The following is a 16,080-nucleotide window of genomic DNA, read 5'->3' as shown; positions in this document are numbered from 1 at the left end:
TAAACTTCAAAACGGAAAGCCGTTACGTTTCCTCCGGGAAGCGCAGCGGCTTTTCGGCTTGTCTAGGAGGGAGACTGGGGCCGGAGGAGTTCTTGCCGGGCGCCTTATTTTACGGCTGACGGGAACGTCGCCTTACACGCAAGCGCAGCGTCTTTTCCTTCCCCGGCATTGTAGAATACAATGATTGTATATCCCTTTTACGAGCACACAAATAGAAGGGAACAGAGTGCGGCGCAATTCCGGAAAGGATGACCTTAGTGAAGATAGACCGACTGCTTGCGATGACGGTGCTGATGCTCAACCGGGGGCGGATAAGCGCCAAGGAGCTGGCCGAACGGTTCGAAGTGACGACGAAAACGATCTACCGCGACATGGAGACGCTCAGCCGGGCGGGAATTCCGGTTGTCGCCCACCAGGGCGTATCCGGCGGATTTGAAATTATGGAGCCGTACACGCTGGCCAGGCAGCTTGTCTCCCTCAAAGAGATTTCGTCCCTGCTTGCGGCCGTCAAAGGCGTAAGCACGGCTCTCGACGACCAGACCTACGCTAATCTGGCGGAAAAGGTGCAGGGACTGCTTTTGCGGACGGATACCGCGGACTGGGAGCGGCGCAAGGACGAGATCGTTTTCGATTTTCATCCGTGGGGACAGGGGGCGGCGGCGAAAAACAAAGTCTCTCTCTTGAAGCGGGCGATTGAGGAAAGCCGGCGGGCGGCTATCGTCTATGTGAACACGAACGGGACCGAGACCGAAAGAATCGTTGAACCCGCCGCCCTGATCCTGAAGGGTTCCGTCTGGTACCTGCACGCGTACTGCACGATGAGAAAGGAGTTCCGCGTCTTCCGGCTCTCCCGGATCGCGGATTTGTCCGTCCTTTCTCAGGCTTCGGAGCCTCGTGAAGTTCCTCCTCTGGAGGGGTACGGCTGGAACCGGCAGTGGCTCGCTCACAAGGAAGTGGAGATGACGCTGCACTTTCGTCCGGAGGTCCGGCACCGCGTTGGAGACGCTTTTCCGCCCGGTCTTGTGAGTCTTCTGCCGGACGGAAACCTGTGCGTCCAAGGGGTTTTTGCGCTGGACGAGTGGTTTTACGGGATGCTGCTGAGCTTCGGAGACAGTCTGAAGATCGAGCATCCTCCCAGCCTGGCCGACGAAATCCTGGAGCGGGCCCGTAAAATTTTGCTTCGCTACGAGAACTAGGACATACAGATGTCCACTTTTCCCGATTACACTCCTCTTAAACAGGGAAAAGAGGAGAATGAACCTATGAATATGAAATCCGTTTTTGCAAACAAACCATCCTTCCGACTGGCGGGCGTGAGTGTCCGAACCACGAACGCCGCGGAGGCGGGGCCGGAAGGAAAGCTGTCGCAGCTCTGGCAGCAATTTTTCGGCAGCGATATTGCGTCCAGACCGGGCATTGAGAACCCTCATCTGATTTACGGGTTGTACACGGATTACGAAAGCGACGCGTCGGGAGAATATACGGCGCTGCTTGGACACGAAATCAGTGAAGAAACGACAGACGGCGCATCTTCCGGTCTTCAGTTTGCGGATGTTCCCGCAGCCCGCTACATGATTTTCGAGACGCGCAAAGGCCCGGTGAAAGACGTGGTGCCGCAGCTGTGGCACGAAATTTGGGCGTATTTCCAAAACGCCGCGGAGCAGCGGACTTACACGGGAGACTTCGAGGTGTACGACGGACGCGGGTTTGACCCCGAGAACTGTGTCGTCCAGGTTTATATCGCCATCCGATAAAACGGAGACGCCGGCACACCAGCCGGCGTTTTTCTTTGCCTTGACATGAAACCATTTGGTTTCCTATAATCAAATAGGTAACCAAAACGTTTCCTAAATTAACGGAGGGAATCCATCCATGTCAGAAGAATTGCTCAAAAAACTTCGTTATAAAGAAGGACCGGCCCTCGTCCTGAATGCGCCCGAAGGGTATCGTCTCGGCATCGAAACGGAGGCTGCCAACCAGGAGGACAAGGCTGCATTTGTCCAGCTGTTTGTGAATCACGGGCAAGAGGTTGAAGAATGGGTACCGAAGGTGATCCCCATGCTCAGCGAGGATGCCGTTTTCTGGATCACGTACCCCAAGCAGAGCTCCAAGGTCAAGACGGACATTAACCGGGATACTTTAGCTGCGAGGGTACAAAATAACACGGAATACCGGCCCGTCAGCAATGTGGCCGTCGACGACAAATGGTCGGCTTTGCGTTTTCGCCGTTCGGATCTGGTAAAACCCAAAAAATAAGCACTTGCATACAGGAGGAACTATAGATGACTAACACGCCGAATACTCTGCCGGATATCCGCCAGACTCAGCTCTTCAACGCCCCGATCCAGAAGGTATGGAACGCCGTGGCGACATCCGAAGGAATTGCCGCATGGTTTATGCCCAATGATTTTCAGCCCGAACTCGGATATGAATTCCACCTTGAAGCGGGACCCTTCGGGAAGTCTCCCTGCAAGGTGACCGAGCTGGACCCGCCGAACCGGCTTTCCTTCCGATGGGGCAAAGACTGGACGCTGACGTTCGAGCTGGCCGACCTGGACGGCCGAACCGAATTCACCTTGATTCACGCGGGATGGGATCCGGAGAAGGTGACCGAATTCGGACAGTCTCATGCGGAGGTTCGCGAGCGGATGTCCGGCGGCTGGGTAGGTCTGGTCGAGGCGCTCCGCAAGCAAGTCGAGGCCTGATATGGGCGCAGCCGAACCGAAGCAGGACGTCTTTCAGGCCATTGCGGACCCGACCCGCCGCAAGGTCCTGAATCTGCTTGCCGGGCAGGAGATGCCCGTCAATGCGATCAGCGGCCACTTTCCGATGAGCCGGACGGCCGTTTCGAAGCATCTGCGCATTCTGGCCGATGCGGGCCTTGTCCAGGAGCGGAAAGTCGGCCGCGAGAAACGGTACCGGCTTCAGCCGGAGCCTCTGCTGGAGCTGAAGCGGTGGCTGGCGTACTACGAGCGGTTCTGGGAGAACCGGCTCTCCGTGCTCAAGCACCTCGTGGAAGCGGAGGAACCCGGCGAAAGCGGAAGCGGCAGTAGTCCGGCTCTGGGGCTTAAGGCCGCGGAGCCGGGAGGCCGGCCTTAGGCCACCCGGCTTCTGCACGCCGCACAGACCTCGGGAGGGGTGGAGTGCCGTATGACGGAGCGCACCCGTATTTACAGCACGTGTCGGCTCGGACGGCGGATGTGCGAAAGCCCGGAACCCCGGAACCCTCTTCTTGCCGAGGGACCCGGGCTTTTCTCAGCTCAGCAGAAGGACTGCGCATAGCGACAGAATCGCCGAGGCCGTTCAGCGCCATGACCCTGACCGTTTAAAGGCAGCTCTGAAGGAATCGACGGTAAACTGTTTCACGGGAAACATGTCGAATTAGCGGGAGAAAGAGCGAATCGGGACGGGCAGGCCGCTGCCAAAGCGGTTCCCCACAAAAAAAGTAAAGCTGCTGAAAGTTAACTAAACTAAATTAAATACGATGAATTTTGAGTTGGATGCGTGAGTTGAACAACAAAGGACATAACGAATTAGAAGACTAATCCGTTATGTCCTTTAATGTATAAACTTATTTCGTCCGGTGCCCGTCGCCCGGTTGCTCGTCGCCCGGTGTCGGGTACCCGTCGCCCGGTGCCCGCGCGCCGCGTCAGCTCTCGTCCGGCTGAGCCCAGACGGACACGCTTCCCCCGTTCACAGGGAAGCCGGCAAAACCGTCCTCGCCGATGGTGATTTCGTCTTCCCGCGTGCCGGTCATATCGAGCCACACCTGGCCGGCCCGTTCTTCGCCGACGAACATGCGCTTCTCGCCGTCGTCGCCGTTGGAGATGACGACCGCGCAGCCGGAGCGCTCGATTTCGGCATCGCCGCGGCGGACCCAGCCGATCGTGTTCGGATGATCGAAGTAGTCTTCCTGCTCGCCGTAGGCTTTATGCTGGCGGGCATAGAGCAGCGGATCGATGGCCGCCGCCTTGCCTTCCGCGGGAGCCTCTCCGCCTATGCCGAAATAATCCCCGTAGAAGACGCACGGGTAACCGTCCTTACGGAGCAGGATCAGGGCATACGCGCTCTGCTTGAACCAGTCTTCGATCCACGATTCCAGCGATTCGTTCGGCTGGGAGTCGTGATTGTCCACGAAGGTGACGGCGTGCAGCGGATGGGTTTGAACGAGCGTGTCCTCGAACACGGTCGTGAGGTCAAAATCTTTGCCGGCTTGCGAGGCGGCATGGAGCTTGTAATGCAGGGCCACGTCGAACAGATCGATTTTGTAATCGACGTTATCGAGAAACTCGCGGCAGGCCGCTACTTCGGGGTTCCAGAACTCTCCCACGATGTAGAAGTTTTCCCCGCGTTCCTTGATCATTTCGCTTGCGAACTCCCGGATGAAATCGTGGTTGATATGCTTGATGGCATCCAGCCGATAGCCGTCGCACTGCAAAGTGTCGACGAGCCATTTGCCCCAGTTGATCATCTCTTTTCTCACGCCGGGATGGCTGTAATCGATGTTGGCGAACATGAGATAGTCGTAGTTGCCGAATTCGTCGTCCACGTTGTCGTTCCAGCTCTTATTCTCCCCAAGGATGCGGAAAATGCCGGTTTTATCTTCCTTGGCATCGTAATCGGTGCCGTTAAAATGTCCGAAATCCCATTTGAAAGCCGAGTATTTGTCGCCGCGTCCCGGAAAAGTGAATTTCGTCCAGCCTTCGATATCGAACGGCTCGGAAATCACCTCATTGCGGTTCTGGTCGTTCACTTGGACCACCTTGAACAGTTCTTTCTCGTCCGCACCCGCTTTATGATTCATCACGAGATCCGCGTATACGCAAATCTCATTGTCCTGACACGCTTTGATGGCTTCCAGCAGTTCTTCCTTCGTTCCGTACTTGGTCCGGACCGTCCCTTTCTGGTCGAATTCGCCCAGATCGTACAGATCGTACACGCCGTAGCCCGTATCCTGGTCGGACTGTCCCTTGGTAACCGGGGGAATCCAGACGGCGTCGAACCCTTTCTTTTTCAGCTCGGGAGCCAGCTCCTTAAGCCGTTTCCAGTGGGAGCCGTCCGCGGGGACGTGCCATTCGAAAAACTGCATCATCGTGTGATTCCTTGTCATTCCTCTTCCTCCTAATCGACTATGGGCCTTTTGTAGCAAAGGGGCGCTCATCTCTTTTGGTCTAAGGAATGGTTACCCAAGTGGACGTCCTGTCTAAACCCGCGCGTTTTTAAATAGGCTGCTGACCGGATTGACCGTCGGTTAAATACAGGACTTAAGAATCATTTTAAGCGTTTTCAATAAAATTATTAAATATTTTACACACGGTTAATTCCGAACCTGCTAAAATCGGTAAGTAACTATTTACAGGAAGGTGGAATTCTCGTAATGGGATCCAGGAAGTACAGAAGAATGAAGCAGCTCGCGACCGCTTCCCTAGCATTCGGCATCATTTCATCCCAGTCTTTAGGAGGCATTGTGCAAGCGCAAACATCCGCTTCTCCAACCGTTAATCTTCGTATTATGGAAACGACGGATTTGCATACAAATCTTGTAGACTATGATTATTACAAAGACGCGGCGGCGGCAAGCGTAGGTTTGGCCAAAACCGCCACGCTGATCAAAGAAGCACGCAAAGAAAACCCCAATACTTTCCTGGTCGACAACGGAGACTTGATCCAAGGGACTCCGCTGGGTACGTACATGGCCCAGATTAACCAGCTCAAAGACCCCGGCGCCATCCATCCTGTCTACAAAGCTATGAATCTTCTGGATTACGATGCGGCTACCTTTGGCAATCATGAATTCAACTATGGCCTTGATTTTCTCGATAAATCGATCAAAGGGGCCAAATTCCCATACATTAACGCGAACGTGTACATAGACGACAAAGACAACAACCCGGACAACGACGTCAACAAATTTACGCCTTATCTGATTATGGACAAGACGTTCAAAGACGAGAACGGCAACGACCAGAAAATCAAAATCGGCGTCATCGGACTCGTAACTCCGCAAATCATGGAGTGGGACAAAGTCAACCTTGCCGGCAAAGTCGTGGCCAAAGACATCGTCGCGACGGCCAAGAAATTCGTGCCTGAAATGAGAACCAAAGGCGCGGATATCGTGATCGCGATGGCGCACTCCGGTTTTGACGGCACGGCCGCGGCGAATGACCAGCTCGCCGAGAACGTGGTTCTGCCTCTCAGCAAGGTGCCCGGCATCGACGCGATTACGTTCTCGCACTCCCATAAGGTGTTCCCTACACCTGACGTGAAGAAGCTTGACGCGCTGTTTAAAGACGCGAACGGAAACCCGGTTGCCGGCGTAGATAACGCGAAAGGCACGATCAACGGCGTTGCGGCCGTACAATCCGGCTACGGCGGTTCGAACCTCGGTCTGATCGACCTGAAGCTCGTGCAGGAGGGCGGCAAGTGGAAAGTTTCCAATTCTCAGTCCTCGACCCGTTATATTTATGACAGCACGGCGAAAAAAGCGCTCGTGGAAACGGACCCGGCTATCGTACAAGCGGTTGCGGCCGAGCACGAAGGCACGAAAAAATACGCGAACCAGCCGATCGGCGAAACGACCGCTCCGATTCACAGCTATTTCGCGCTGGTGCAGGACGACCCTTCGGTCCAAATCGTAACGAACGCTCAGAAAGAATATGTGAGCAAGTACATTTCGACGACCTTACCGCAGTATAAAGATCTTCCGATTCTCTCCGTAGGCGCTCCGTTCAAAGCCGGACGCAACGGCCCGTCGGAGTATACGGATATCGCCAAAGGTCCTATCGCGATCAAGAGCGCGAGCGATCTCTATCTGTACGACAACACGCTGAAAGCCGTTAAAGTCAAAGGCTCCGGCGTGAAAGAATGGCTGGAAATGTCCGCGGGAATGTTCAACCAGATCGACCCGGCCAAAACGGACGAGCAGCAGCTGCTGAACTCCTCCTTCCAGGTGTTCAACTTCGACGTGATCGACGGAGTGACTTACCAGGTGGACGTAACCAAACCGGCGAAGTACAAAGTGGATGGAGCCGTTAACGACGCTTCCTCCAGCCGGATTGTGAATCTCCAGTTCAACGGCAAGCCGATCGACCCGAACCAGGAGTTCATCGTGGTCACGAACAACTACCGCGCAAGCGGCGGCGGCAACTTCCCCGGCCTCAAGAACGCGGAGCTGATCGTGGATTCCGCCGACGAGAACCGTCAGGCTCTAATGGATTACATTTCCGAGCAGAAGACGATCAACCCGGCCGCGGACAAGAACTGGTCTATCGCACCGGTTGCAGGAAACGTGAAAGTCACGTTCACCAGCTCCCCGAGCGCGGTTACGTACCTGCCGGAGAACCCGCACATCAAGAGTACGGGCGTAACGACGGACAAAGGCTTCAGCGTTTACTCCATCGACCTGAGTGGTAAAGGCCAGCCTCAGCCGGACAACAAGAACGTAAAAGTCCAGCTGCTGGGCATCAACGATTTCCACGGCCAGCTCGATACGACGACGGAAACCGCGTCCGGCAAAGTGGGCAGCGCCCCTTACCTGGCGACTTACTTGAAAGAAAGAAAGAAAACGAACCCGAACACACTGCTTGTTCATGCAGGTGATTCCGTAGGCGCGACTGCACCGGTTTCCTCGATGGAGCGCGACAAGCCGACCCTGGAATTCATGAACATGTTGAAATTCGACGTAGGCACGCTGGGCAACCACGAGTTTGACCAGGGCGTAGGCGCTATGCTCGCTCAAATCAACGGCGGCACTGATACGAAGAATAAAGACGTGACCTTCGATAAATTGAACTTCCCGTACGTGAACGCCAACGTGGTGGACGAGAAAACGGGCGAGAACATTCTGCCTTCTTATGTGATCAAAGAAGTGGGCGGCCAGAAAATCGGATTTATCGGTGTGGCGACCAACTCCACTCCGTCCAAAGTATCTCCGGACGGCCTGAAAGGCGTTAAGTTCGTTGAGCAGGCTCCTGTCGTCAACAAAGCCGTACAAGAACTGAAAGCCAAAGGCGTAAAAGCGATCGTCGTTCTGGCGCACGATCCGGCCAGCGTGAAAGACAACGTGGCTTCCGGCGAGGCGGTTGATCTGGCTAACGCGATCGACGATGAAGTCGACGTTATTTTCGCCGGTGACAACCATGCCAAAGTCAATACGGTCGTTAACAACAAGCTGATCGTTCAAGCTTATTCCTACGGCACGGCTTTTGCCGACGTTGACCTCGAAATCGATCCGGCTACCGGCGATATCGTGAAGAAAACGGCGGAAATCGTAGACGTGAAGCAGGAAGGCGTAACACCTGACGCGGATACGGTCGCTCTGATCAACAAATACCTGGATAAATATCCGGTCCTGAAGCAGCCTGTCGGTACGACGGACTCTGTGATTTCCAGAAACAACGCCTACAACGAAGAAGCTCCGCTGGGCAACCTGATTGCGGACGCTATGCGTGACGGCATGAACACGGACTTCGCATTCATGAATCCGGGCGGTATCCGTGCCGATCTGCCTAAAGGAGACATCAAGTTCTCCGATCTCGCGAAAATTCAGCCGTTCGGCAACACGCTCGTTAAAATGACGCTGACAGGCTCGCAGATCAAAACGCTTCTGCAGCAGCAATGGGGCAAGAAATCGGACGGTTCCGCGGATACCAAAACACTTCAAATTTCCGGTCTGAAGTACACGGCCGACTTTAGCAAACCGGCAGCCGAGCGCATCGTGAAGCTGACGAAGGCGGACGGCACTCCGATTGAGGATGCCGCCGAGTACACCGTAACCGTGAATAACTTCATGGCTGCGGGCGGAGACAACTATAAAGTACTGGTTGAAGGCAAAAACTCTCAAGCCGGCCTGATCGATCTTGATGTGTTCTACAACTACATTACGAAAACGTTCAAAGGCGGCAAAATCACGGCATCTCTCGACGGCCGTATCGTGAATCTGAAGTCGTTCGCGGACGTTCCGCAGACGCACTGGGCTTATAAAGTCATCCAGGAGCTTTCCGGCAAGCAAATCGTTGACGGCGTAGCCGACAACCGTTTCGAACCGGAGCAGGATGTAACCCGCGCCCAGTTTGTGAACATGATCGTGAAGCAGATGAAGCTCGTTTCTTCCAAGCCGTCCGCGTTCAAGGACGTTCCGGCCGGAAGCTGGTATGCGGAAGCCGTAGCAGCTGCCTCCGAGAAGGGCATCGTGGAAGGCAGCTCCGCAGATACCTTCGCGCCGGATCAGAAGATTACGCGTGAAGAGATGGCGGTTATGATTACCCGCATGTACGCGCAGCTTCAAGGCACGACAGGTACGCCTAAAGCTATCTTTACCGATGGCGGGGAAATCAGCACTTGGGCCAAAACGGCTGTGGAAACAGCTGCCGAGAAAGGCCTGATGACCGGCCGTGCCGACGGCGTATTCGCACCGCGTGCGAAAGCGACACGCGCGGAAGCGGCGCAAGTGATCTACAACGGAATTACGAAGTAATCGGACGGCGTTCGCATCCTTGCGTTAAGCTATCCGGAAGAGCCGCCGGGGGATTTTTTCCCTCGGTGGTTTTTGCTTTATAAAAGGCGTTTTTATTATCGTTAATATGTATAAAAAATCAGTGAAATTAATAGCGAGATAGAGAATTATCCCCTTCCAGTGGACAAAAACATCCCTGTTAACCTTTTGTAAAACCATTATAATTATTAGTAACTTACATAATAACTTCCATAATTCACCCTCAGTTTTCCCCCGCTTTCGGCTTGTCTGTCATTCATAATTCTTGGTTCATGAAGCACTCATTTCACGTCGTTAGATCTATCCATGTCTCCATGCAGAAGCACGCATTTGTTTTTCATCGGCTTTATGTAACCGTTTACCAAGTTTTCTGATGAGCTTTATAAGGCTTCACGCGTTTGTTTTAAGTTCAAGCCAAGCGGCTGAATTTAGAAGCAGTGCCTGCGAAGAGAACGCACTGGAGGTGAGAAGGATTCCTCTTTGGAATGGCATTGTATAAATTTGATGAAATTGGGGTGTACTATGAAAGCGCTTAAGCAATCTTTTGTTTGGAGATGGCTTGTTTTACTTTTATGTACAAGCATGGTCTTCTCAACTTATCTGACTGTTGTTTCGGGACAAGCAAGCGCCCAACCGGCCGATATCAAGGGGCACTGGGCAGAGAAAGAGCTTGGCGAATGGCATGATAAAGGACTGATTCAGGGCTACTCGGACGGTTCTCTTCAGCCGGATAATGCCATTACGCGCGCAGAGCTTATGGCGCTTATTAACCGGTACTATAAATTAACGGCTTCCGCTTCGATCCAATTCACGGACGTTACGGCGGAGCAGTGGCAGTATGAACAAATCAGCAAAGCGGTGGCAGCCGGGTACGTGGACGGCTACAGCGACGGAAGCATCCGTCCGGACCAGCCGGTGAGCAGACAGGAGTCCGCGGTCATGCTTTCCAAGCTGCTCAAGCTGGATGAGGCTTCCGAAGACGCGCTGAAGAACATCAAAGACGCGGCTTCGATTGCCGATTGGAGCAAAGGCGCGGTAAGCGCCATGGTAGCCAAGGGAGTCATCGAAGGCTACGAAGACGGCACCTTCCGTCCGGCAGGCAAGCTGACCCGCGCAGAGACGGTCGTTCTGCTGGGCCGCGCGCCATCGCTACAAACCGTTTCCTATGACAAGGCCGGCACGTTCGGACCTGCATCGGGAACCGAAACGGTTAACGGGGACGTTGCCGTGAATGTTTCGGGCGTTACCCTGCAAAACACCGTCATCCAAGGCAATCTCCTTCTGGGCAAAGGCATCGGAAACGGAGATGTTACTTTGAAGAACGTGAAAGTAACGGGAACCGTTACGGTCAACGGCGGCGGAGAAAATTCCATCCACCTCGTAGATACGGTTCTGATCAAGGTTGTTGTCGATAAGGAAACCGGTGTGGTCCGTCTCGTGGCCCAAGGAAACACCTCCGTTCAAGAAACGTATGTCCAATCTTCCGCTAAATTGGAGGAAAGTTCTCTGACGGGAGCCGGCTTTATCGACGTGATTTTCGCGAAAGTACTGTCTGCCGGTTCTTCGGTACAGCTGATTGGATCATTTAACTCCCTTCACGTGCTGGCTTCCGGCATCAAAGTCGAGATTTCCAAAGGCTCCATCGGCAAAGTAATCGTGGACGGAAGCGACACGACACTGGCCGTTAACAATGATGCCAGCATTGTGTCTCTCGTGCTGAATGACCTGGCCAAAATTACCGGCTACGGCTCCGTTGAAAACGCGACAGTCAACGAAGGCGGCAAAGGCTCTTCCTTCGAGAAAGCTCCCGTCAAGGTAGACGGCCCGCAGAAAGGCTCCATCATAATCGGATTGCCGATCGGCGGCGGCTGGGGCGGTTCTGGCGGCAGCTCCGGCGGCGGTTCCACGGAAACAGCGAAGAAAGTCATCGCGTATGTGCCCGGCTGGAAAAACTGGTCGGCCTCCAACCCGATCGACGCGGCCAAGCTGACGCACATCAACTATGCGTTCACGCATGTGAAAGACAATAAAATCGTCTCCCTGCCGGCACAGAACGACGATGCCAACTATGCTTATCTGCAAAGCTTGAAGAAAGACAATCCGAAGCTGAAAATTCTTCCTTCCGTCGGCGGCTGGGGAGCGGACGGTTTCTCGGATGCGGCATTGACGGAAAGCGCGCGCAACACATTTGCGGACAGCATCATCGAGTACATCAAAAAGTACAAGCTGGATGGGGTCGACCTGGATTGGGAGTATCCGACACAAAGCGCTGACGGCGTTATGAAGGCGCGGCCGGAGGATAAGCAGAATTTCACGCTGATGCTGCAAACGATTCGTGAGAAGCTGAATGCTCTGGGAAGCCAGGACGGCAAATATTATGAGCTGACGATTGCTGTCGGCGCTACGAAAAAATACCTCGACGGGGTTGAAATCGAGAAGATTACCCCGCTGCTCGACAATATTAATTTGATGACCTATGATTTCCACGGCGGATGGGACACCAAAACCGCTCACCATACGAATTTGTATGCCGGTGATTTGAGCGTAGATTCATCCGTTAAGCTGTATCTGGCCAATAAAGTTCCCGCAAGCAAAATCGTCATCGGCGGAGCCTTCTACAGTCACCTGTGGACGGATGTAGAAGCTGCAGGCGGTAAGATCGTGGGTCAAAAGGCGGTTGGTAACGGCGCAACACCGACCTATAATGAAATCATCTCGAATTATAACGAAGCTAGCGGCTACAAGCGCTATTGGGATAGTGAGGCCAACGCACCTTACTTGTATAGCGAACAAACGAAAGTATTCCTTTCTTATGACGACCCGCAATCCCTTCATGAAAAAGGGAGCTATGTGCTGAACCAGAAACTCGGCGGAGCGATGTTCTGGGAATACAGCCAAGATCAGACGGGAGCTTTGCTGGACGCACTGGTGAAAGGTGTTCAAGGAAAGACACTGAACCCTGATACGACAACAGTTCCGGCAGCACCTGCAGTTACAGGCGTAAGCGAAGGACAAACTTACAAGACGGGCGTATTGCCCAACTGGAAGGATGCAGCGGGTACCGCAAGCGGCGCTACGCTGAACGGAGCCGCCTACACCAAGGGAACCGGCATTACGGAAGCGGGCGAGTACACGCTCGTCGTTACCGCAGCTCACGGCAAAAGCGGCAAAACGGCTTCCACGACCGTGAAGTTCAAAGTTGAACCGCAAACGAAGGTGATCGCTTACGTGGGCGGCTGGAAAAACTGGTCCGAAGCCAAACCGGTGGACGCATCCAAACTGACTCACATCAACTATGCGTTTACGCATGTCAAAGACAACAAGATCGTGCCGATCGAAGTGCAGAACGATGATGCGAATTACGCGTATCTGCATAGTCTGAAAGCTCAGAACGCTGATCTTAAAACTCTTATCTCCGTAGGGGGATGGGGGGCGGACGGTTTCTCGGACGCGGCATTAACAGAAGCTTCCCGCCAAACATTTACTGACAGCATCATCGACTATGTGAAGAAATACAACCTGGACGGCGTCGATCTGGACTGGGAGTATCCGACGCAAAGCGCCGATGGCGTAATGAAGGCACGGCCGGAGGATAAACAGAACTTTACTTCCCTGCTGCAATTAATGCGCGACAAGCTAAACGCGCTGGGTCTTGAGACCAACCGCTATTACGAGCTGACCATCGCGGTCGGTGCGGGAAGCGGTTATCTGAAGGGCGTTGAAATCGATAAAATTACTCCGCTGCTGGATAATATGAACCTGATGACCTATGATTTGTCGGGCGGATGGGTTCCGAAAACGGAGCACCATACCAATCTTTACGGATCCGGCAACAGTGTCGATCAATCCGTGCAGCTTTATAAGAACAGCGGTGTACCTTCCAGTAAAATCGTCATCGGCGCCGCGTTCTACAGCCACTTGTGGACGAACGTGGAATCTTCCGCCAACAACGGACTCGGACAAAAGGCCGTAGGCACCGGTGCAACTCCGACCTACAGCGTAACTCTCGCGACCTACAGTGAAGCGAACGGATATACCCGCTACTGGGATCAGAACGCTAAAGCTCCATATCTGTATAACGCTCAGACAGGAATCTTCATCTCGTTCGACGATCCTGAGTCCATGGCCGAGAAAGCGGCCTATACGCTGAAAGAGAAGCTCGGCGGCGCTATGTTCTGGGAGTACAGCCAGGACGAAACGGGTGCCCTGCTGAGTGCGCTCGTTGACGGGCTGAAAGGCAACCCTTACACGCCTGATACCACTTCCGTGCCTGCGAAACCGCAAATCGCCAACATCACAGAAGGGGAAACCTACACGACAGGCGTACTGCCTAACTGGACGGATGCACCGGGTACGGTGGGTGTCGCTACGTTGAATGGAGAGGAATACATCAAAGGAACCGGCATTACGGAAGCCGGCGATTATACCCTGGTTGTCACGGCTGTTCACGGCAAGAGCGGTAAAACGGCTTCTACGACCGTGAAGTTCAAAGTAGACCCTAGAAAGAAAGTCATCGCTTATATCGCCGGCTGGGAAGACTGGTCCGTCACGAATTCGGTTTACGCCAACAAACTGACGCACCTGAACTACTCCTTTACGCTGGTAAAAGACAACAAAATCATCACGCGTCCGGAGCAAAAGGACGACCAGAACTACCAATACATTCACAGTCTGAAAGCACAGAATCCGAACCTTAAAGTGCTGTTTGCCGTAGGCGGCTGGGGGGCGGACGGCTTCTCGGATGCGGTTCTGACCAACGAAGCACGCGACACCTTCTCGAACAGCATTATCGACTACATCAAGAAGTACAAGCTGGACGGCGTGGATATCGACTGGGAATATCCGACGATCAGCGCGGACGGTCTAATGAAAGCAAGACCGGAAGATAAGCATAACTATACCCTGTTCCTGCAAATGCTCCGGGACAAACTGAATCAGCTGGGGCTTGCCGACAACAAGTATTATGAATTGTCCATGGCGGCAGGTGCAGGACCAAGTCACTTGCAGGCTCTTGAAGCCGAGGAAATTTCCAAGTATCTGGATAATTTTAATATCATGAACTATGATTACTCGGGCGGATGGGTTCAGAAGACGGAGCATCACACGAACGTTTACGGACCGGGACTTAGCATGGAAACCGTAGTTAAACGGTTTAAAGACGCGAAAGTACCGGCTAACAAAATCGTCGTCGGCATCGCCTTCTACAGCCACATCTGGACCGATGTGCAGTCGACTGCCAACAACGGTTTGGGACAGGCTGCCAAAGGCAGCGGTTCTACCCCTACCTACAACGAAATTTTGGAGAAATACAACGCGGCCAACGGCTATACCCGTTACTGGGACGATGCAGCCAAGGCACCGTATCTCTTTGACGGCAGCACATGGCTTTCCTATGACGATCCTGAATCCATAAAGGCGAAAGCCCAGTATGTGCAGGATCAGGGATTGGGCGGTGCGATGTTCTGGGAATACAGCATGGACAAATCGGGTGCTCTTCTCGATGCATTGATCCAGGTAATCCCCGTTAAGTAATCGCGGCTCGCAAGGGTGCGGAATGAACGGTTAGGCGTATAAAAAAGAAACCGGTGGAAGGCTTAGCCTTTCCGCCGGTTTTTCTTGTTCCCGAACCGTTATTTATAATCCCTGGCCTGTGCCAGACTCGCGCAAGGGGGGATATCTTTGGATTTCTTTGCCTTGGCGGCGCGGAAAGACCGGAGCGGCACGTTCACCAGCACGATGCTGACCACGATGAGCATCAGTCCTGCCAGCAAGTTGATCGTAATCGCTTCGTTCATGAAAATAGCGCTGGCAGTGATCGAAATCAGCGGAATCAGGAAGGTGAACGAAGCGACTTTACTCGCTTCACCCGAACCGACCAGCGTGAAGAAAGCGAGCCATCCCAGCGCAATGACGAATACCGAAATGAAGAGCAGGCTGAAAATAAAGGGACCGGTCCAAGCGATGTCCGAGACGCTTTCTGTGGAAAGGCCGGTGCCCGTCAGGACGACTCCGCCCATCAGCAGCTGCAGCGTGACCATCCAGATGGAGTCGACGCGGTCGCCTGTTTTTTTCATAAAAACAGTACCGAAAGCCCAGCTCACTGCGGATCCGAGCGCCAGCAGAATGCCGGTAAAGGAGATATGCCCGTTCAGTCCGGCCGAAGTAATGGTCGCCACCCCGGCGAAACCGAGGAGCAGGCCGAACATTTTAAGCCCGTACATGGATTCGCCCAGCCACAGCCAGGAAAGAATTCCGAGCAGCACCGGCTGAAAGAAAACGATAGCGGAGAACAGCCCCGAAGGCAGGTAACCGAGCCCGACGGTCTGCAATCCATAGAACAAAATGATGTTCAATACGGCGGAAATTAAATAAATGTACCACGTTTGCTTGAAGTTGAGCTTCTTGTATCTCGGAATTGCGACAAGCAGCAGCAGGAATCCGCCGATCAATGTACGAATGCCCGCGAATAGCAGGGGCGGTGTATAAATGAGCGCGTGTTTGGTCAGGGGCCAGTTGATCCCCCACATCAAGACCAGAAACGCGAGCAGGAAAGCCGTTCGTTTACGGGAAGAACGTTCCATCTGAAT

Annotated in this window: 9 protein-coding genes; 7 read left to right on the top strand and 2 right to left on the bottom strand. The window is 53.7% G+C overall.

Annotation, left to right across the window (positions count from 1 at the left end):
- Nucleotides 1-257: 257 nt before the first annotated feature.
- The 5 genes from PCH01S_RS17915 to PCH01S_RS17895 all read left to right on the top strand — a co-directional run bounded on the left by PCH01S_RS17915 (nucleotide 258) and on the right by PCH01S_RS17895 (nucleotide 3,099).
- Nucleotides 258-1,196, top strand: a complete 939-nt coding sequence (locus tag PCH01S_RS17915; RefSeq protein ID WP_042231390.1) for a helix-turn-helix transcriptional regulator — start codon at nucleotides 258-260, stop codon at nucleotides 1,194-1,196.
- A gap of 66 nt (nucleotides 1,197-1,262) precedes the next feature.
- Complete coding sequence (locus PCH01S_RS17910; RefSeq protein WP_042231389.1) at nucleotides 1,263-1,754, top strand: GyrI-like domain-containing protein; 492 nt, start codon at nucleotides 1,263-1,265, stop codon at nucleotides 1,752-1,754.
- Between the two features lie 118 nt (nucleotides 1,755-1,872).
- Nucleotides 1,873-2,256: a hypothetical protein gene (locus tag PCH01S_RS17905; RefSeq protein WP_042231388.1), complete on the top strand. Its 384-nt coding sequence runs from the start codon at nucleotides 1,873-1,875 to the stop codon at nucleotides 2,254-2,256.
- A 26-nt stretch (nucleotides 2,257-2,282) separates the two neighbouring features.
- Nucleotides 2,283-2,705: an SRPBCC family protein gene (locus PCH01S_RS17900; protein WP_042231387.1), complete on the top strand. Its 423-nt coding sequence runs from the start codon at nucleotides 2,283-2,285 to the stop codon at nucleotides 2,703-2,705.
- A gap of 1 nt (nucleotide 2,706) precedes the next feature.
- Entirely contained in the window at nucleotides 2,707-3,099 is a 393-nt protein-coding gene (locus tag PCH01S_RS17895; RefSeq protein ID WP_042231386.1) for an ArsR/SmtB family transcription factor, read from the top strand.
- Nucleotides 3,100-3,649: 550 nt separating this feature from the next.
- Here PCH01S_RS17895 and PCH01S_RS17890 read toward each other — a convergent pair.
- Nucleotides 3,650-5,110, bottom strand: coding sequence for an alpha-amylase (locus PCH01S_RS17890; protein ID WP_042231384.1), 1,461 nt, complete (start codon nucleotides 5,108-5,110; stop codon nucleotides 3,650-3,652).
- 291 nt (nucleotides 5,111-5,401) lie between these two features.
- Between PCH01S_RS17890 and PCH01S_RS17885 the strand changes: the two genes are divergently transcribed.
- Together PCH01S_RS17885 and PCH01S_RS29365 are read left to right on the top strand one after the other, a co-directional pair.
- On the top strand, nucleotides 5,402-9,475 hold the full coding sequence (locus PCH01S_RS17885; RefSeq protein ID WP_241688763.1) for a bifunctional 2',3'-cyclic-nucleotide 2'-phosphodiesterase/3'-nucleotidase: 4,074 nt from the start codon (nucleotides 5,402-5,404) through the stop codon (nucleotides 9,473-9,475).
- Nucleotides 9,476-10,015: 540 nt separating this feature from the next.
- Nucleotides 10,016-15,025: a glycosyl hydrolase family 18 protein gene (locus PCH01S_RS29365; protein WP_053228747.1), complete on the top strand. Its 5,010-nt coding sequence runs from the start codon at nucleotides 10,016-10,018 to the stop codon at nucleotides 15,023-15,025.
- 98 nt (nucleotides 15,026-15,123) lie between these two features.
- Here the strand turns inward: PCH01S_RS29365 and PCH01S_RS17870 are convergent, their stop codons facing one another.
- Nucleotides 15,124-16,074 (bottom strand): DMT family transporter, encoded by a 951-nt coding sequence (locus PCH01S_RS17870; RefSeq protein WP_042231380.1) that lies wholly within the window; start codon nucleotides 16,072-16,074, stop codon nucleotides 15,124-15,126.
- Nucleotides 16,075-16,080: the final 6 nt, after the last annotated feature.

It is taken from the genome of Paenibacillus chitinolyticus NBRC 15660 (assembly GCF_000739915.1).
GTDB classification, from domain to species: Bacteria; Bacillota; Bacilli; order Paenibacillales; family NBRC-103111; genus Paenibacillus_F; species Paenibacillus_F chitinolyticus.
The sequence above is the reverse complement of the archived record's forward strand: the minus strand, read 5'-3'. Positions and strand labels throughout refer to the sequence as shown.